Origin of the sequence: Thioclava sp. 'Guangxiensis' (genome assembly GCF_045348365.1) — a bacterium.
GTDB lineage: Bacteria > Pseudomonadota > Alphaproteobacteria > Rhodobacterales > Rhodobacteraceae > Thioclava > Thioclava kandeliae.
Genome location: NZ_CP155822.1, coordinates 2,314,591 through 2,333,024 on the forward strand (window position 1 = coordinate 2,314,591; position 18,434 = coordinate 2,333,024).

15 protein-coding genes are annotated in these 18,434 nt (G+C 62.0%); 8 read left to right on the forward strand and 7 right to left on the reverse strand.

The genetic code is table 11. The annotated features are described in order from the left end of the window. Positions 1-59: 59 nt before the first annotated feature. From ABEB22_RS11480 to ABEB22_RS11490, 3 genes are all read right to left on the reverse strand, one after another. Positions 60-1,151 (reverse strand): amino acid permease, encoded by a 1,092-nt coding sequence (locus tag ABEB22_RS11480; RefSeq protein WP_406870323.1) that lies wholly within the window; start codon positions 1,149-1,151, stop codon positions 60-62. A gap of 138 nt (positions 1,152-1,289) precedes the next feature. Next, entirely contained in the window at positions 1,290-1,718 is a 429-nt protein-coding gene (locus tag ABEB22_RS11485) for a hypothetical protein (protein WP_339112694.1), read from the reverse strand. Positions 1,719-1,948: 230 nt separating this feature from the next. Beyond that, positions 1,949-2,995, reverse strand: a complete 1,047-nt coding sequence (locus ABEB22_RS11490) for an ABC transporter substrate-binding protein (protein WP_339112693.1) — start codon at positions 2,993-2,995, stop codon at positions 1,949-1,951. 178 nt (positions 2,996-3,173) lie between these two features. On the opposite strand from ABEB22_RS11490, the gene ABEB22_RS11495 reads away from it, so the two are divergent. The 5 genes from ABEB22_RS11495 (at position 3,174) to ABEB22_RS11515 (ending at position 10,144) form a co-directional block, all read left to right on the forward strand. Beyond that, entirely contained in the window at positions 3,174-4,589 is a 1,416-nt protein-coding gene (locus tag ABEB22_RS11495; protein ID WP_406870324.1) for a cryptochrome/photolyase family protein, read from the forward strand. Positions 4,590-4,664: 75 nt separating this feature from the next. Continuing rightward, complete coding sequence (locus ABEB22_RS11500) at positions 4,665-5,153, forward strand: TrgA family protein (RefSeq protein ID WP_406870325.1); 489 nt, start codon at positions 4,665-4,667, stop codon at positions 5,151-5,153. A 47-nt stretch (positions 5,154-5,200) separates the two neighbouring features. Further along, the gene (locus ABEB22_RS11505) at positions 5,201-6,340 is read left to right on the forward strand and encodes an NUDIX domain-containing protein (protein WP_406870326.1); all 1,140 of its coding nucleotides are present in this window, start codon (positions 5,201-5,203) and stop codon (positions 6,338-6,340) included. Between the two features lie 253 nt (positions 6,341-6,593). After that, positions 6,594-7,625 carry a cysteine synthase A gene (locus ABEB22_RS11510; RefSeq protein WP_350935869.1) on the forward strand — a complete coding sequence of 344 codons (1,032 nt, stop codon included), beginning with the start codon at positions 6,594-6,596 and terminating at the stop codon, positions 7,623-7,625. Next, a complete protein-coding gene (locus ABEB22_RS11515; RefSeq protein ID WP_406870327.1) occupies positions 7,622-10,144 on the forward strand; it encodes a DUF3772 domain-containing protein in 2,523 nt (840 codons plus the stop codon). The genes ABEB22_RS11510 and ABEB22_RS11515 overlap by 4 nt, the downstream gene beginning before the upstream one ends. A gap of 33 nt (positions 10,145-10,177) precedes the next feature. Here the strand turns inward: ABEB22_RS11515 and dld are convergent, their stop codons facing one another. Further along, positions 10,178-11,857: a D-lactate dehydrogenase gene (dld, locus tag ABEB22_RS11520; RefSeq protein WP_406870328.1), complete on the reverse strand. Its 1,680-nt coding sequence runs from the start codon at positions 11,855-11,857 to the stop codon at positions 10,178-10,180. Positions 11,858-12,038: 181 nt separating this feature from the next. Between dld and prfA the strand changes: the two genes are divergently transcribed. The 3 genes from prfA to ABEB22_RS11535 all read left to right on the forward strand — a co-directional run bounded on the left by prfA (position 12,039) and on the right by ABEB22_RS11535 (position 15,085). Then, positions 12,039-13,100 carry a peptide chain release factor 1 gene (gene prfA / locus ABEB22_RS11525; protein ID WP_339112686.1) on the forward strand — a complete coding sequence of 354 codons (1,062 nt, stop codon included), beginning with the start codon at positions 12,039-12,041 and terminating at the stop codon, positions 13,098-13,100. A gap of 14 nt (positions 13,101-13,114) precedes the next feature. Next, positions 13,115-13,948: a peptide chain release factor N(5)-glutamine methyltransferase gene (gene prmC, locus ABEB22_RS11530; RefSeq protein WP_406871148.1), complete on the forward strand. Its 834-nt coding sequence runs from the start codon at positions 13,115-13,117 to the stop codon at positions 13,946-13,948. Between the two features lie 324 nt (positions 13,949-14,272). Then, positions 14,273-15,085, forward strand: coding sequence for a DUF4167 domain-containing protein (locus ABEB22_RS11535; RefSeq protein WP_406870329.1), 813 nt, complete (start codon positions 14,273-14,275; stop codon positions 15,083-15,085). A 56-nt stretch (positions 15,086-15,141) separates the two neighbouring features. On the opposite strand, the gene rsmA is transcribed toward ABEB22_RS11535, so the two are convergent. The 3 genes from rsmA to ABEB22_RS11550 form a co-directional block, all read right to left on the reverse strand. Continuing rightward, positions 15,142-15,984, reverse strand: a complete 843-nt coding sequence (gene rsmA, locus ABEB22_RS11540) for a 16S rRNA (adenine(1518)-N(6)/adenine(1519)-N(6))-dimethyltransferase RsmA (protein ID WP_406870330.1) — start codon at positions 15,982-15,984, stop codon at positions 15,142-15,144. Between the two features lie 95 nt (positions 15,985-16,079). Then, a complete protein-coding gene (gene pdxA / locus ABEB22_RS11545) occupies positions 16,080-17,051 on the reverse strand; it encodes a 4-hydroxythreonine-4-phosphate dehydrogenase PdxA (RefSeq protein ID WP_406870331.1) in 972 nt (323 codons plus the stop codon). A 79-nt stretch (positions 17,052-17,130) separates the two neighbouring features. Then, positions 17,131-18,411, reverse strand: coding sequence for a peptidylprolyl isomerase (locus tag ABEB22_RS11550; RefSeq protein ID WP_406870332.1), 1,281 nt, complete (start codon positions 18,409-18,411; stop codon positions 17,131-17,133). Between the last annotated feature and the right edge of the window lie 23 nt (positions 18,412-18,434).

Consider the following 18,434-nt stretch of genomic DNA (forward strand, 5'->3'; position numbering starts at 1 on the left):
TATGGATGATGCGGGGCCTAAAACAGCCCCTGCACGGGCAGTCTCACGCGAATGTGGCCTTATCCTTCGGCAGAGATCCCGAAAATGGCGATTGCCGCGCCAAGCGCCGCAAGCCCGCAGTAGCGCAGACGCCGTCCGCCGGTGGCGCGCAGCGCGGCAAGTCCTGACTGGAGGGCATAATAGGCGGCAAAGGCGCGCGAGGCATAGGAGATGATCGCGAACAGATCGGTGGTCCATGTCAACGCGATGCCCAGCCCCACCAATATAATATAGGCCAGTGCGGGACGCAGACGGTTATGGCTGAGTTCCGCCGCCAGCCCGCCGGCACCACCCGTATCGGCGACAGCCGCCGAGAATTGTGCGGCCAGAGCGGCCGCCACCAGCATTACCGGCAGGATCGGCGCAACCACACGCATCATCTCGATAATGGCCGTTTCGGTCAGCTTCATCTCGCCGGGTGGAAAGACATAAGCCAGCAGCAGAATATAGACCATATAGATTGCCGCCGAGAGCCATTGTGCCCATTTCATCGCGCGAATGCGGGTCGCGGCATCATAGTCGCGGCTCATATAGCGCGCTGTTTCAAAGCCTTGGACAGTGACGATCAGACCGAAGCCCAGACGCAGGGCCTCCACCGGCCCCAGATCGGGCGGCAGGATATAGAGCGTGCCCTTGGAGGTTTCGGAGACGAAATAGACCGCCAAGCCAAATAGAAGCCCCGCAATGATCGCCAGTTTCAGGGAGACGCTGGCATATTCCATCTTCTCGAGCCGTTTGAACCCGCCAGACAAGCCTGCGGCGCCAATGATGATAAAGACGGCGGTGGTCACGATCTTGGCGGTGGCGCCATTATCCCATGGTGTAAGAGAGACCGCGAAGGCCCCGAAAAGATTGAGATAATAGGCAACTGAGATCACATAAGCGAGGCCGAGTGCCACCGAGGAGAGCGTCTCCAGCCCGCGGATGCGGCGCGGAGGGGTGGTCTCGGTCTCGATCCGGGCGATGTTGAAGCGGATCGCGCTGCCAAAGGCCCATGCCGTCAGGCAGAGCACGGCCATAACCGCAGGTGCAAGCCAGCCATAGCGGACCTGAAGGATTGGCCCGAGCACCAGAAACCCCGATCCGATGATCGAGGCGAGAGGGGTGATCATGGCTCGCCACCCGGCACGCGCGCGCAAGCTCGGCAGGAACATGACGGCGCCCATAATGAGGGCAAGAGCGAGAATGGAAATATCGAGTATCATAGGCTCTATCTGCGCCGAGCTGGCGCCGATGGAAAGCCCTTTTTGTCAGTCGCGTGTCCGGAGGGCCTGCCAATGCGAAATCCGCGCGGCAATGTCTGGGCCATGCGCGTCAATGGCCGAGCGTGCCAGTTCCAGTCGCATGATGGCTTTTTCCAGACGGGCGGAGATGGTCTGGATCTCGCGCTCGAGGATCGGGCAGATATGGGGGCTCCTTGTATGATCGCGGCGCAGCTGCAGGCGGGAGAGATGGTTGCTCCACATGGAGACGGCGCGCTCTTGCACGGCGACAGTGTCGCGCATCACTTTGGCACGGATGGTTTCCGCATGGATCACGGCGCTGACAGAGCGGGTCTGGATCTCGGAGCTGCGTAGCCTGTCAAGGCGCGTGCGTTGCCCGAAACCGGGTTGATCGATGCCGCCGACGAGACTATCCGGCCGCGGTGCGACATGGGGGATCTCAAATCTGTATGTCACCTGACTGCCTGCTTCTGTTCTGAGACGACTGCCTCATGCGGTGGAGCCAACTCGCTAATGAAACAACTGTTGCGCGTGATGGTTAATCAAATCTTAACATCCTGGATCTTGCTGTAGGGTCGTATCACCAAACTGCAATCTATTCGTCATATGTCGTTTCCATGTCGCATTCGGAACGCAAAAAGCCACCCCGAGGGGTGGCTTTGATGGTGCAGAGAGGGGCTGGTGCCTTAGAAGCCGGCTTTGATTTTCTCGAACTCTGCCAGCTGGCGTTCGCGCATCTGCGGATCGTTCGGCGTCTGGGCGAGGATCGGTGCGTCGACATGGCCAAGGCCCGCTTCATCCAGATCCTCTTTCGAGAACTGTTCCATCGCCTTCACGTTCGAATGGCCATAGCCGATCTCGTCCATGAGCGCGGGGGCGGCTTCGGGGCGCAGCCACGAGTTGATGAAATCATAGGCCTGATCTTCCGAACCGGGGCCGTCCTTGAGGTTCACATAGCCGCAGAAGAAGGTCGAGGAGCCTTCCTTGGCCGCGCGCTGGAAGGCCACCGGATAGCCGTCGGCCTTGAGATAGGTCACGCCGTCATTCCACGACCACGAGATCAGCACTTCGCCCGAGGCCATGGTCTGGGCCTGTTCGGAAGGGTCGGTCCAGTAGGATTGCACGTTCTTATGCGCCTTGCGCAGCCAGTCGGCGGCGGCCTGGAACTGGTCTTCGGTGACATTGGTCCAGTCGGAGACGCCGGTGGCGAGATAGGCCAGTGCCCAGACATCGTCCGAGCTGTCGGGCAGCGAGATACGGCCTTCATATTTGGGGTTCAGGAACACATCGAGCGAGGCCACATCTTCGGCAGGCACTTCGTCGGGGTTATAGGCGATGGCGGTCGCACCCCAGTCGGTGGGGATATACCAGACGCCTTCATCATCCTTGAAGATCTTGGAATCGAGGAATTTCGGGTCGATATCCTTGAAGGCGGGAATGCGCGAGACATCCCACGGCTCGATCAGGCCGGCGTCACGGTATTTCGACACCATCTGCGAGCAGGGATGGGCGACATCGGCTTTGAAGCCGGAGGCGAGCTTCTGGTAGGCCTCGTCGTCATCGCCGTAGAAGGTATATTGCGGACCTGCGCCGTATTTCTCGGCATATTGCGCGAAGATCCCCGGAATCTCGAAGCCGGACCAGTCGAAGACCAGCAGGTCGGGGCTTTCGGCCTGTGCCTGCAGGCCGAAGAGACAGGCCGCGCCTGCGAGCAAGGAGGAGATGCGTTTCATGGAAAACCCCTGTTTTTTTTCTAATCTGCCCACGACGCTAATTCGGCCCGCTTTCACCGGCAAGGGGGATTTTCACGCCACCGTGCCTGCATGTGATATTGTGATCGGGCTGGACGCGGGGCCTTTGCCAGCTACCTAGCGGTATCAACAGTTTGACGCTTGGATGCGGGAGGCCGTCATGGCAAAAAAACCGGTAATTCTATGGCTCCGGCGCGATTTTCGGCTGCATGACCATCCCGCCATGGTCGCGGCCGCAAAAGATGGCGCACCCGTGATCTGTGTGTTCATCCATGACGAGATCGTGGCGCAAACAGGGGCTGCGGCAAAGTGGCGCTGGGGCGAGGCGATCGCCAGCTTCGCTGCCCGCCTCGAGGAAATCGGCAGCCGTCTGATCCTACGCCGTGGCGAGGCGCTCGAGGTCTTGCAGGCGCTCGTCAAGGAAACCGGTGCCGGGGCGGTGCATTGGTCGCGCGCCTATGATCCGGCCTCGATCGCGCGGGACAAGGCGGTCAAGACGGCGCTGAAAGAAGAGGGGATCGAGGCACAGAGCCATAAGGGGCATCTGATGTTCGAGCCGTGGGATGTAGCCACCGGAAAGGGCGAGCCCTATAAGGTCTACACACCCTATTGGAACGCGGTGAAGGGGCGCGGGGTCGAGCCGCCCTGCGACACGGTCAGCGCCCTCGAGCCGCCCCAGACATGGCCCGAGAGCGAGACGCTTGACGACTGGCAGATGGGGGCTGCAATGCGGCGCGGTGCAGCGGTTCTGGCACAATATGCCTGTATCGGCGAGGCGTCCGCGCAGGGGCGGATGGCCGCCTTTCTTGGTCAGAAGATCGATGGATACAAAACCGCTCGCGATCAGGTCGATCAGAACGGCACCTCCAACCTGTCGGAGAACCTGACCTATGGCGAGATCAGCCCGCGCAGCCTCTGGCATGCCGGTTGGTCGCGCATGGAGGCGGGCAGTGCAGGGGCCGAGACCTTCCTCAAGGAACTGGTGTGGCGCGAATTCGCGTGGCATCTGCTCTATCATTTCCCCAAGCTCGACCATGCGAACTGGCGGGAGGAGTGGAACGGGTTCGAGTGGCGGCGCGATAATAACGAGGCCGAGGACTGGCGGCGCGGACGCACCGGCGAGCCCTTCGTCGATGCCGCCATGCGCGAGATGTTCGTAACAGGCCAGATGCATAATCGCGCGCGGATGATTGTGGCCTCCTATCTGACGAAACATCTGCTGACCGATTGGCGGGTGGGGCTGCGCTGGTTCGAGGACTGTCTGACCGATTGGGATCCGGCCTCCAACGCGATGGGCTGGCAATGGGTGGCAGGGTGCGGCCCCGATGCCTCACCCTATTTCCGCATTTTCAATCCTGCCACACAGGCCGAGAAATTCGACCCCAAGGGCAGCTATCGCCGCAAATGGATCGCGGAAGGGGCGAAAAACCCACCGCAGACCGCGCTGCATTATTTCGAGGCGATCCCGAAATCATGGGAGATGACGCCCGATGACCGCTATCCCGATCCGCTGGTGGACCTCAAGGCGGGGCGCGAAAAAGCGTTGGCGGCCTATGAGCGCCATCGTAACGGGTAAGCGGGCGTCGAATTGCGCCAGTATTTCCAATTTTCGACATATTCCTATGGCATCAAGCCTCTTATCTGAGGCGGCATGGGGCAGGATATGCAGAAGATCGGCTATGGCAATCCGCGGGCGCGAATGCCCACGGCCTCGCGCGCGGTTGCGGCAGTGCTACTGGCGGCAGTGGCGGGTGGCGGGGCGGTGCTTGCGCTGAGGGCATTGCCAGGGGCCGCCATCTATAGTGGCTATAGCATGGTCATGGCAGCCACGGGGCTTTTGTGTGGCTGGTACGGGCTCGGGCGCGAAGGGCTGAACTCGCTCTACCGCGCGATCCTCGGCGGTTTGCGGATGGCCCTCTATCTGGGGGCGATGACCGTAGTCTATCTGGGCGGCTCCGAGATGTTCCGCCATGCGCAGATGGTGAAAAGCACCAATGTTCTGGGCACATTGCTTGATGGTGTAGGCTTCGGGATCAGGGCGGCCGAAAAATTACTTTCTGTTGAGATTGCCGGTATGGTTGTTGCGGGTTGCGTTATGGCTGCTATCTTGACATGGCTTACACAGCGGCGTCTGCCCTGAGGGTGGACCGTTCTTGTATGACCTCCAAGTCCTGATCGGGTGATTGCGTGACCAAAACCTATTTCTTTTACGGAACACTCAGTTACCCGCCGCTTCTGGAGCGCGTTCTGGGACGGATGCCCAATATGCGCCCGGCCTTTCTGGATGGCTACGAGCCGCGCACCGCGCGCCGCAACGGCGAGGACCAGCCTTTCCCGATCCTCGTGCCCTCCGATCTGGGCGTGCCCGGCATCCTGATTGACACCGAGACCTCGGCAGAGGAAAACCGGCTTGCCGCCTATGAGGGGGGCTACCGGCTGCATGCCGTCGAGGTGGTGGCCGATGGCACCGGCGGCACGACACCTGCACAGGTCTTTATGCCCGACGAGGGCGCATGGGAGGTTGGCGAGCCGTGGGATATTGCCGAATGGGCAGAGACATGGGGCGAGCTGGCCACGGAGGCGGTCGAAGACACTATGGCGAGCCTCGCCGATCTGAGTTTCGACGAGATCTATGACCGCCGTGACCAGATGCTGGTGCGCGCTGCCGCCCGTGTGCGGGCGCGCGAGACGAGCCCTGCATCCTTGCGCCGGCAGGCCGCTTTGACGGATGTGGTGGTGCGCGAACGCCGTTCGCCCTATGCCAAATTCTTCGCGGTCGAGGATTGTGATCTGCAGTTCCGCAAGTTCAACGGTGCGTTTTCCGCACCGATGGAGCGGGCGGTGTTCGTATCCTGCGATGCGGCGGTTGTGCTGCCCTATGACCCGCTGCGCGACAGGGTGCTACTGATCGAGCAGTTCCGCGTCGGACCTATGGCACGGGGCGATGGCAATCCGTGGCTTCTCGAGGCGATCGCGGGGCGCGTCGATGCATTGGAAAGCCCCGAACAAACCGCTCTGCGCGAAGCCGAGGAAGAGGCGCATCTGACGCTCAAAGAGCTGGTGCCGGTGGCGCAATATTACTCCTCGCCGGGAGCCAAGACCGAATATATCTATTCTTATATCGGGATTGCGGATCTGGATGATCAGGCGGCCGCACCCGGTGGTCTGGACGAGGAGGGCGAGGATATCCGCCCGCATATGATCAGTTTCGAGCGCATGGTCGAGCTGCTCGATAGCGGCGAGCTGAACAACTCCATGGTCGTCATCTGTGCGCAGGCCCTGATCCGTAAGCGCGAGGCGCTGCGTGCGCAGTTCGGTGCGGCCTGACCACCTTGCGGGGTGCAGGATAAACTAAGGACATTGGCACGTTTGTCGGAGCTTTGATCCGATCACGGCCCGTTCCTGTCCTATACACGGAACGTATGTTTCGCGTATTGCTGTTTCGATATACGTTTGTTCGCCGATATGGCGCAGTGCCGTCCCATCCTGATAAGAATATGACTTGAGGCCGCTCTGGTGGCGTCCTAAGTCTGGTGCCAAGAAAACGGCCGTGACGCGCGGCAAGCGATGGAGGAAGACCATGAGAACATGCGAGGATCTGGCACAGGCGGTTGGTAATACGCCGCTGATCAAGCTTAAGAAAGCCTCCGAGCTGACCGGCTGCGACATCTACGGTAAGGCGGAGTTCCTTAATCCGGGCCAGTCTGTGAAAGACCGCGCGGCATTGTTCATCATCCGTGACGCCATCGCGCGCGGGCAGCTGAAGCCTGGCGGGACGATCGTCGAGGGGACTGCGGGCAATACCGGCATCGGTCTGGCGCTGGTTGGCGCCTCGATGGGCTTCAAGACCGTGATCGTCATCCCCGAGACCCAGTCTCAGGAGAAAAAGGACATGATCCGTCTGGCAGGCGCCGAACTGGTGCAGGTGCCGGCGGCGCCCTACAAGAACCCCAATAACTATGTCCATTACTCGCGCCGTCTCGCCGAGGAACTGGCCAAGACCGACCCCAATGGCGTGATCTGGGCCAACCAGTTCGACAATACCGCCAACCGCGAGGCCCATATCCAGACTACGGGCCCGGAAATCTGGGAACAGACAGACGGCAAAGTGGATGGTTTCATCTGCTCGGTGGGCTCGGGCGGCACCTTCGCCGGCACCGGTATGGCGTTGCAGCCCAAAGGCGTGAAGATCGGCCTTGCCGATCCCGATGGCGCGGCGTTGCATAGCTATTATACGACCGGCGAGCTGAAAGCCGAAGGGTCTTCCATCACTGAAGGCATCGGTCAGGGTCGGATCACCGCCAATCTCGACGGGTTCAAACCGGACTTTTCCTATAACGTGCATGATGCCGAGGCTTTGCCGATCGTGTTCGATCTGCTGCAGGACGAAGGGCTCGTCTTGGGGGGCTCGTCGGGCATCAATATCGCTGGCGCGATCAGGATGGCGCAGGAAATGGGGCCGGGCCACAAGATCGTGACGATCCTGTGCGACTATGGCAACCGCTACCAGTCCAAGCTCTTCAATCCCGAGTTCCTCAAAGAGAAATCGCTGCCGGTTCCCGAATGGCTGGACCGTGCGCCCAAAGCGATGCCCGAGGTCTTCGAGGGATGATCTCAAGCCTTCTGCGCGCAGTCGCCACCGTCTTCTTCCTTATGGTTGCGGGCATGGCCTGCGCGCAGGACCAGACTACCCCCGATTATAAATCATGGGAAAAGCAGGCCGCCTCCGCACAGGCTTTGCTCGACAAGGAGCAGGCGCAGGTCGGCGATAGGGAACTCGAGGACCTACGCGCGAGCCTTGTGACATGGCGCGACAAATTCACCGCTGCGCGTGACACGAATTCCGGTCAGATCAAGACGATACGCGATCAGATTGATGCGTTAGGTCCAGCGCCTGCCGAAGGCGAGACCGAAGACGAGGCGATTGCCAAACGGCGTAGTGACCTCAATGATCAGCTGTCGAAATTGCAGGCTCCCTCGATTACCGCGACCGAGGCCGCGACGCGCGCCGACGGGTTGATCCGCTCTATCGATAGCGAATTGCGCACCCGCTCCACCGACAAGCTGCTGCGGCTCTCTCCATCGCCTCTGAACCCCGTCAACTGGGGCTCTGCGCTTTCGCTTGCGGGCACTCTGACCGGTGCGCTCTATGACGAGAGCGTCACTCAGCTCGAAAGCACGACGCGTTTCGAGCAGCTGCGCGAGAACGGCCCCGTCATAGGCGGGCTTGTCTTGGTGGCGCTGGTGCTCTTGGGGCGTGGGCGACGCTGGATGGAGGACCTTTCGCAATGGCTTTTGGACAGATCCTCGATGCGGGCGCGGATGCTGATCGAGATGATCGTCTCGATCGGGCAGATCCTCGTGCCGCTGGGCGGGATCGTTCTGCTGCTTCTGGCGCTGCAATATTCAGGGCTGTTCGGCGCGACCTGGCAACAGTTCCTGCGTGTGCTGGCAGGGGTGGCAACGGTCACGCTGTTCTCGGCATGGCTGGCGGGGCGGCTTTTCCCGTGGAATGACCGTCAGGCAAGCCCGTTCAACCTGCTCAGCGAGCGCCGCGCCGAGGGACGGCTCCTCGTTGTGTCCATGGGCTTCCTGCAGGCTATGTGGGACCCACTCGGGCGCTGGGTCGTTGATCAGTCTATGGTGCTGACGCGGGCGGAGATCAGTTCGGCCACTGCTGATGCGGCAAGTTCGGCGGCTACCCAGATGGACGGGGCGCTGGCCTCTTTGACCTTGCCGCTGCAGATCCTTGCGGGGCTGGCGCTGTTCCGCACAGGCGCGATCCTGCGCCGTCATGTGCGCAACGATGACCGGCAATCGGCAGACCGTGCCTTTGGAGACGGAATTGTCAAGCTCGTCGGCAATGCGGTCATTCTGGTGGCCGTCATGGGGCCCGTGCTGGGCGCGATCGGCTATATCAACGCCGCCAACCAGCTGATCTGGCCGATGATCAAATCGCTCTTCCTCGCGGGGCTTGTGCTCGTGCTGCAGCGCTTCTTTGCAGAGCTTTATGTGGTGGTGACCAAGCGTGAGGATGACGGGCGCGACAGCCTCGTGCCGATTCTCGCGGGTTTCTTGCTGGTGTTGGCGGCCCTGCCGGTTCTGGCGCTCAACTGGGGCGCGCGGGTCGAGGACCTGATGGAGCTGTGGACGACCTTCCGCAACGGGTTCGACATGGGAGGCGTGCGGATTTCGCCCAGCATCTTTATGGTCCTGGCGATCGTTTTCAGCATCGGCTATGTGATTACACGCGGTGTTCAGGCAGCCCTGCGCTCCACGATCCTTCCCAAAACCAAGATCGACAAGGGCGGGCAGAACGCGATCCTGTCAGGGATCGGCTATCTGGGGATTTTCCTTGCCGCTCTGGTGGCGATCTCCTCGGCGGGGATCGATCTCAGTTCGCTTGCCATCGTGGCAGGGGCGCTGTCGGTGGGCGTGGGCTTCGGTCTCCAGACCATCGTGCAGAACTTTGTCTCCGGCATCATCCTTCTGATCGAGCGTCCGATTTCCGAGGGCGACTGGATCGAGGTGGGCACCCAGATGGGGGTGGTAAAGGCGATCTCGGTGCGCTCTACGCGGATCGAGACCTTCGACCGCACCGAGGTCATCGTGCCCAATGCCGATCTGATCTCGGGGCAGGTCACCAACTGGACGCGCGGCAATATGACGGGGCGGCTTATCGTGCCGCTGGGCGTGGCCTATGGCACCGATACCCGCAAGATCGAGAAGATCCTGCTGGAGATTGCCGAAGACCAGCCGACGGTCATGATGGATCCGGCGCCCAATGTTGTCTTCATGGGCTTTGGTGCCGATAGTCTGAATTTCGAGATCAGGGTGATCCTGTCGGATGTGAACTTCAAGCTGCGGGTCATGTCGGAGATCAACCACCAGATCGCGGCACGCTTCGCACGCGAGGGGATCGAGATTCCGTTTGCACAGCGCGATATCTGGCTGCGGAACCCCGAGGCGCTTTCGGGGCGCTACGAGGACCGTCCTGCGCGTTGGCGCGATACCGATGACGAAGGGCATCGCCGCAAGGCAGGCGATCTGGCACAGGCCGAAAAGCCGCGCCCGCTCGGAACACCACAACCCGGTGAGGGGATGGAAGATCCCGGAGGAGATGGCCGCTGAGGCAAATGAAAAAGGCCCCCGAGGGGGCCTTTTTCAATGGTAGTGCTTCTTGCGGGACTGTTTGCCAAGCCCCGGATTGAAACTGTTTGTCGGATCGCAGGCGCAGTAATGGGCGGCCAGTTCTGGCTTGGCCTCGTAGAGATGGCCCACATTATGCTCGGCCGGATATTCGGCCCCACGCTGGTCGAGGATCTCGAGCATCGCGTATTTGAGCACCTTGGGATCGGCGCTTTTCTTCACGACATAATCCTGATGCAGCACATGGCAGAAGAAATGCCCGTAATAGAGCTTGTGCGCAATCTGGGCGTCGAGCGCTGCGGGCAGGGTCTCGAACCAGTCCTCGTCATTGCGGCGCAGCGCGATATCGAGGGCGACGATATCGGCCACATCCTTCTCGTGCAGCGCCATATAGCGCACCGCAGCCCCTGCGGCGGCAAAGCGGTGCAGTCCTGCGATCTTGGTCTCCCGCGCATCGCAGGCGAAGAAATCGGCGTCCTCGCCGTTACAAAGCGCTTCGAGCGTCTGTTCGGCAGCCTCGATCCCCTCATCTCGCATCTTCAGGATCAGATGATGCTCGAACCGGTCGCGGAAGGCGGTCAGCCGTTTGGGCAGGATCGAGGGCCAGAGAGTGGCAAAGAGTTGCAGGGCCTTGTCGGTCAGGTGGCGGGTCGGGCCGAACCGGTTCAGACGTCCGTCGATCGCGCCCTTGAGCGCGAAGAAGGCGGGCAGCCGGTCTGTGCCGAGCTTGTCGATGGCCAGCACGGTGTCCTTGCCGTATTTCTCGGTGATGTCGAAGGCGTCGCGATGCATGTATTCGCCGGAGATCGGCAGGACGGGGAAATCCTTGAGGATCGTCCGGCGCAAGCGCGTGAGGATCTCGGTCGAATTGGTGCCGATATAGAAGGTCTTGGAACGGTCGGGCCGCGCGAAAGTGTCGAGACGCACGGCAAAGACCGCGAGCTTTCCGGCACAGCCCGAAGCCTCGTAAAGCCGTCCCGGATCGGCGTTGAAACGCGCAGGCGTCGCGGCCTCGATATCGCGCACCCGCGCCGCATAGCCCTGATCGGAGGCATTGCGGTTACCGCCCGTGTCGATAGCCCCCCAGTCCCCGTGCTCGACGCGGCGCAAGATCTCTTCGGGTGATGATCCAAGATCGATTCCCAAGTGATTGACAAGATGCAGATTTCCATCGGCGTCGAGCTGGGCGAAAAGCGCCATCTCGGTATAGGAAGGGCCGCGCTCGATCAGGGCACCGCCCGAATTGTTACAGACACCGCCGATGACAGACGAGCCGATACAGCTCGATCCGATCACCGAATGCGGATCACGCCCGAGCGGGTCGAGCGCCTTTTCCAGTCCGAATAATGTGGCTCCCGGAAGCGCCACGACCTGCCGGCCCCCATCGAGAAGGTGGATCGCGTCGATGCGCAGCGTGGAGAGGATCACCACATCACGGTCATAGCTGCCCTTGGGAGTCGATCCCTCGGTGAGGCCGGTATTGGCCGATTGCATGATGATGATTGTGTCCGCCTTCACGCAGGCCTGCAGCACCTTCCACTGTTCCACGAGAGAGCCGGGGCGCACGACCGCCAGCGCCTCGCCGCTCCCCGATCGGTAACCATGCCGGAAGCGTTCGGTGGCCCGCGGATCGGTGAGAACATGGCGCGCACCCACGATGGATTTCAATTCGGCAATCAGGGGCGTCTCGGCCATGGGGCTCATCCTCGGGTGAAGGGTTACAGACTGGATCGGCATCAAGGATAGGGCGTGGATCCGGCGCAGTCATCCGAAAAATCAGTAATTGGTAAGAAAGTTTATCCAATACTGGTATTGGGTCGCGTAATCCGGCGTGAGCCTCTTGACCGGCGGGTGGAAAACGGCAACAGCGAAACGCATGATACCCACTGACCGCCTGCATCAGATCCGCGACCGTTACGGTTTTCTCGAAGCCCAGCTTTCGAGCGGGCCGGACCCTGCCGCCATTGCGCGTATCTCGCGCGAATATGCCGAGCTAAAGCCGGTGGTCGAGCAGATCGAGAACTGGTTGCAGGCGCAAAACGATCTGGCCGAGGCCGAGGGCTGGCTGGCAGATCCCGAAATGAGGGATCTGGCCGAGGAGGAGCTGCCGCTGATCCGCGCGCGCCTGCCGCAACTCGAACAGGCGCTGCGTCTGGCACTTCTGCCCAAGGATGCCGCCGATGCGCGGCCCGCAATTCTCGAGATCCGTCCCGGAACGGGGGGCGATGAGGCCGCGCTTTTTGCGGGCGATCTTTTGCGGATGTATCAGCGCTATGCCGACCAACGTGGCTGGCGCGTCGAAATGCTGGAATATGCCGAGACCGAGCTCGGCGGGATCAAGGAAGTCATGCTGCGGATCGAAGGCGAGGGCGTGTTCGCGCGGCTCAAGTTCGAATCGGGAGTTCATCGGGTCCAGCGCGTGCCCGCGACCGAAGCGGGCGGGCGTATCCATACCTCTGCGGCCACTGTGGCCGTGCTGCCAGAGGCCGAGGAGGTTGATATCGATATTCCTGCCAGCGATATCCGTATCGATACGATGCGGGCGTCGGGCGCGGGCGGCCAGCACGTCAATACAACCGATTCTGCCGTGCGGATCACGCACCTGCCCACGGGGCTCGTGGTGACCTCCTCGGAGAAATCACAGCACCAGAACCGCGCCAATGCCATGGCGGTGCTGCGCGCAAGGCTCTATGATATGGAGCGCGCGCGGATGGATGCCGAGCGTTCTGCCGCGCGCAAGGGGCAGGTCGGCTCTGGCGACCGCTCCGAGCGCATCCGCACCTATAATTTCCCGCAAGGACGGTTGACCGATCACCGGATCAACCTCACGCTCTATGCGCTGACACAGGTGATGGCGGGCGAGCTGGACGAGATCATCGACGCGCTGATCGCCGACGATCAGGCGCGGCTTCTGGCCGAGATGGAAGGGCAGTCGTGAGGATGCCGGTCATACTGCAGGGCGGGGTCTTGTTGCGCGAGGGCGTGGTGCTTTTGCGCGAGGCGGGGGTGGAGAGTGCCGCGGGCGATGCGCGCAGGCTTCTGGCCCATGCGCTGAAGATCGCGCCGGACCGGTTGACGCTGGCGTTGCATGACCCGGTGGACGAGGCGGCACAGGCGCGTTTCCGGACCTATATCGCGGCGCGCAGCCAGTTCCGGCCGGTGGCGCAGATCACCGGCGAGCGGCTGTTCTGGGGGCGGCCATTCCGTGTGACATCCGATACGCTCGATCCGCGCCCCGAAACGGAGGTTCTGATCGAACATGCGCTCGCGGCGCCGTTTGAGAGAGTGCTGGATCTGGGCACCGGAACGGGCTGTATCCTGTTGACCCTGCTTGCCGAAATGCAATCCGCGCAGGGGCTGGGGGTGGATGTGTCCAGCGCGGCTCTGGCCGTCGCGCAGACCAATGCCGTAGATCTCGGGCTCCAGCAACGTGCGGAATTCTGTCTCTCGGACTGGTTTTCCTCGGTGAGCGGACAGTTCGATCTGATCGTCTCGAACCCGCCCTATATCGCTGAAGACGAGATGGCGGGGCTGTCACGCGATGTGCGCGACTGGGAGCCCCATCTGGCGCTGACCCCCGGAGGGGACGGTCTCTCGCCTTACCAGCGGATTGCCGAAGGGCTGGCGCGGCATCTGGCCCCTGCGGGGCGCGTGCTTTTCGAAATCGGTCCGACTCAGGGCAAGGCCGTCTGTGACTTCTTGAAGCATCAGGGGCTTGAAGAGTGCCGTATCTGGCCCGATCTTGATGGAAGAGATCGCGTGGTCGCGGCACGACGCCCCGCCTGAGGCGGCGCGCGCACATCATTGCGGGCGGAGCGGGCTTCGCTTTACGAAAATGTCACGCCATTTCGGCGACAATGAGCGAAAAAAGCGGAGAGAGAGGCAAATCCAGCTTGCAGGAACCGCCGTGACATGCTTATCAGGGGATGTGCACGGAGAAACCGAGTTTCCCGGCATGGCTCAGCTTCACACTGCGGGCTTGGTTGGAGGGCGCTAGACGCTTCGCACAACCAGACTGTCCCGCTCGGCGCGGTCTGATCACTTTCTGATCCGACCCAGACCTTGTCAAAACCGCTAGAATATATAGGCGGATAAATCGAACGAAAGCAGATGAGATCATCCAAATCACGTTCGCGTTCCAAATCGAACCGGCAGCGTTCCATCGGTAACATCATCAACCGGGTTTTCGAAAGCTCGGGGCCGGAGGGCAAGGTTCGCGGAACGCCGCAGCAGATCATCGAGAAATATCTTGGACTTGCACGGGATGCACAGCTCTCCAACGACCGCGTTGCAGAGCAGAACTTCCTGCAGCATGCCGAGCATTACACGCGTCTTCTGCATGAAGCACAGCGCGAGATGGCGCAACGCCAGAACAACAATCAGGGCAATGGCAACCAGAGCAATGGAAGCCAGAGCAACGGCAATGACGGGCAGGACGGGAATGGCCAATCGAACGGTCAGCCCAATATGCACTCGAACGGCAATGCCGATCAACGGCAGCCCGAAACGTCGGATGCAGAGACAGACACCCAGAGCGAATCCCGGAGCTGGCGCAAGCACGAGAGTGCAGGCGAGAGCGATGCCGTCGAGGCCGATGATTCCAATCTGGTAGAGACCCCCGAGAGCCGTTCGGAGCCACGCGGGAACCGCCGCGCGCCGCGTTCGGTCGAGACGGTCGTCTCCGATGCCGCCGATCTTCCGCTGGAGGCGCCGAAATCCTCGCAACCCGAGGACGCTCCTGCAGAGGCCCCTGCGGCCGAGGAAAAGCCCAAACGCCCGCGCAAGCCGCGTGCGAAGAAAGCCGATGCGGCCGAGGGCGAGAAGCCCAAGACCACGCGCAATCGTCGGAAGCCCAAAGCGGCTGAGGGGGATGCAGCGGACGGCGCGAAATCTGCCGAAGATACATCCAAAGCAGCGAGCTGATCTTCCGTTCCCTATTGAAAAGCCGCCCGTGGTCACCACGGGCGGCTTTTTAGTGTTCAGCGGGCATCGATAATGCGGGACAGGCGGCACCATTCCTCGATGGTGACCCGCTCGGCGCGCTGGGTCGGCGGAATACCGGCGGCATCCAGCTTGGCCTCGATATCGGGAGCGACCGATTTGAGCGAGGCACGCAGCATCTTGCGCCGCTGGTTGAAGCCAGCCGCCACGACGCGCGAGAGGGTCTTGGCATCGGCCGGATAGCGTGGCTCGGGCAGGGCCTTGAGATGGACGACTGCCGAATGCACCTTGGGCGCAGGCGTGAAGGCCTCGGGCGGCAGCGACATCACGATACGTGCTGTCGTGCGCCACTGCGCCAGAATTGCCAGCCGTCCGTAATGGTTATCCCCCGGCTGTGCAACGATCCGTTCGGCCACCTCGCGCTGGAACATCAGGGTCAGGCTATCCCATTGCGGAGGCCATTCCTTGGGGGTGAGCCAGCGTACCAGAAGCTCGGTGCCTACATTATAGGGCAGGTTGGCGGCGATCTTGTAGGGCGTGCGCAGATGGGCGCTGACATCCACCTCCAGCGCATCGCCATTGATCACCTCGAGCCGTCCGGGATAGTGCGCTGCGATCTCGGCCAGCACCGGCATACAGCGCGGATCCTTCTCGATCGCCAGCACCTTGCGTGCGCCCTCGGCCAAAAGGCCACGGGTCAGCCCTCCCGGACCGGGGCCGACTTCCAGCACGTCGTGGCCTTCCAGCGCACCGGCGGAACGGGCGATCTTGGCCGTCAGGTTCAGATCCAGCAGGAAGTTCTGGCCAAGCTGTTTCTTCGCAACCAGCTCGTGGTCGCGGATTACGTCCCGCAGAGGCGGAAGCCCGTCGATCGCTGCCATGGCTCTATCCTGTCTGTTCTCATGCAAAAGGCCCGAAAGCACGGGCTTCCGGACCTGCATGGGGATAGGGGAGCCTCGCGCCTTAGGCAAGGGCCTTAGCGGCGGGCACGACCCATCGTATCGGCCATCTCGAGCGCGGCAATCAGGCTTGCGGGGCTGGCTTGACCGGTGCCCGCAATGTTGAAGGCAGTGCCATGATCGGGCGAGGTGCGCACGAAGGGCAGGCCCAGCGTGACATTTACCCCCGAGTCGAAGGCCAGCGTCTTGATCGGGATCAGCGCCTGATCGTGATAGGGGCAGATGGCGGCGTCATATTGTGCGCGGGCGGCCTTGTGGAACATGGTATCGGCGGGAAGCGGACCGCTGACTGCATAGCCCTCCGCGCGCAGATTGGCGATCTCGCGGATCATCCAGTCCTGCTCCTCGGAGCCCATCGCACCGCCTTCGCCTGCATGGGGATTGAGGCCTGCAATTGCGATCTGCGGATTCTCCAGCCCGAAATCCCGGCTCAGCCCGTTATGGGTGATCCGCACCGCTTTGCGCAGAACTTCCGCATTGAAAGCGGTTGGAACCTCGCTCAAAGCGATATGGATCGTGGCGGGCACAACGCGCAGCTCGTCACAGGCCAGCATCATCACCACATCGGCGCCGCCTGCCAGATGGGCGAGATATTCAGTATGGCCGGGAAAGGCGAAGCTGGCGCCGTCCTTGAGCACCTTCTTGTTGATCGGGGCCGTGCAAAGCGCCGAGCCCTCGCCGCGCATCACCAGATCGACGCCGCGCGCGATCACATCGACCACGGCGCGGGCATTGTCGAGATCGGGCTCTCCGGGAATGGCGGCCTTGGGGAATTCATGCACCAGCACCGGCATGGCGCTTCCGGCATGGCTGACGGCCTCGGACGGATGGCCGATCTCGCGGATCTTGCTGCCACGCGGAAGATGGGCCGGATCGCCCAGCCACACGAAGGGAAGCCGCGCGCCCAGGGCTTCCCATGCCTTCACGGCCAGTTCCGGACCGATACCCGAAGGCTCTCCGCAGGTAAGGATGACAGGTGGTTGAGCCATGGGACTTATCCCTTGTTTACAATTGGTTGGAAGGAACAGCTAGGTCTGTTCCTTCCGCAATCAAGCCCGAAGCTGCCGCTCAGGGACGGGTGATCACCGCCGCATCCCGCAGATCGGCCAATAGCCCGTCCGCCTGGATCTGGATCTGACGGTTCTCGAGACCCGATTGTGCGGATTTCACCGTAGGCGTCTCGATCTGGCCATCCTCGCCCTGGCGTGCCACCTCGCGCGAGCACAGCATCAGTAGCGCCGTATTGGCGCCCTGCGACAGAAGCTCGGTCTCGCCCGGATCAAGCGTGCTCAGCGCCACCGAGATATCCTGCGGGAAGCTCGACGGGCTGCCGCTCTCGCGCACCAGCCGGCTTGCGGGCAGATCCTGCGCCAGCGGGTAGAGCGCATCGCAGGTATGATGGGCCGCACGGACCTGCGCCAGACGGCGGGCCGCTTCCTCGCTGCCTTTGGCGCCCAGCGTATAGAGCGCGTAATCGACCTTCTGGCTGCCCGATTGCGCGGGGCCGTTCTCGTCGATCGCGCGCAGGCGGAACACGGCCACCGCATTCGGGATCTCGATCGGACCGGTGGTCTGGCCCGGTTTCAGCGCAAGGATACGGGCACGCAGCGGTCCGGGCAGGTTCGAGACCGGCATCCAGTCGAGCGCCCCCCCGTTCTCGCGCGAGCGCGAGGCGGAGACATGGCTGGCGATGTCGGCAAACTGGGCGGCGCTTGCGCTGCTGGCCTGCTGGGCCAGTTGCATGGCTTCCTGTTCATGGCCCTCGGTGGGGATGATCAACTCGGACATCAGCACACGGGTTGTCTGGCCGCGCTGCGAGGTCGGGCTCAGCGCGCGCTGGACCTGCAGTTCGGAAATCGCGATCCGGCCGCCGAATTGCGCCCGCACCACCTTGCGCCACAACAGGCCTGCTTTGGTGAAATCGCGGAATGTCTGTGCGTCGACACCTTCCTGACCGATGGCTGCGAGGAATTTCTTCGCATCGAGATTGGCGCGCGAGGCGAATTCTTCCATCCCTTGCTGGATTTCCTCATCCGTCACGCTCAGCCCCATACGCTTGGCTTCCCAGACCTGAAGCCGGTCGGAGATCAGCGCATCGATTGCGGCCTGGCGCGGGTTTTTCTCTGTCGTGCCAAGCACTTCGAGCATCCGCTCTCGCTGGCTGATCTCGTAGCTGGTGATCCCGAGGCCGTTCACGGTCAACTCGGGGGCAAACATGCCCTGCGCGCTCACTGTGCCTGCGGGGGCCAGAAGGGCCAGTGCCAGAACCGAAACGCAGCCAAGTCGCGCCACCGTCCCACGCAATGCTTTAAAGCTCTTGCTTGTCGCCATGCCTGTGATCGCCGTCATGAATATACCTGCTTTTTCGTCAT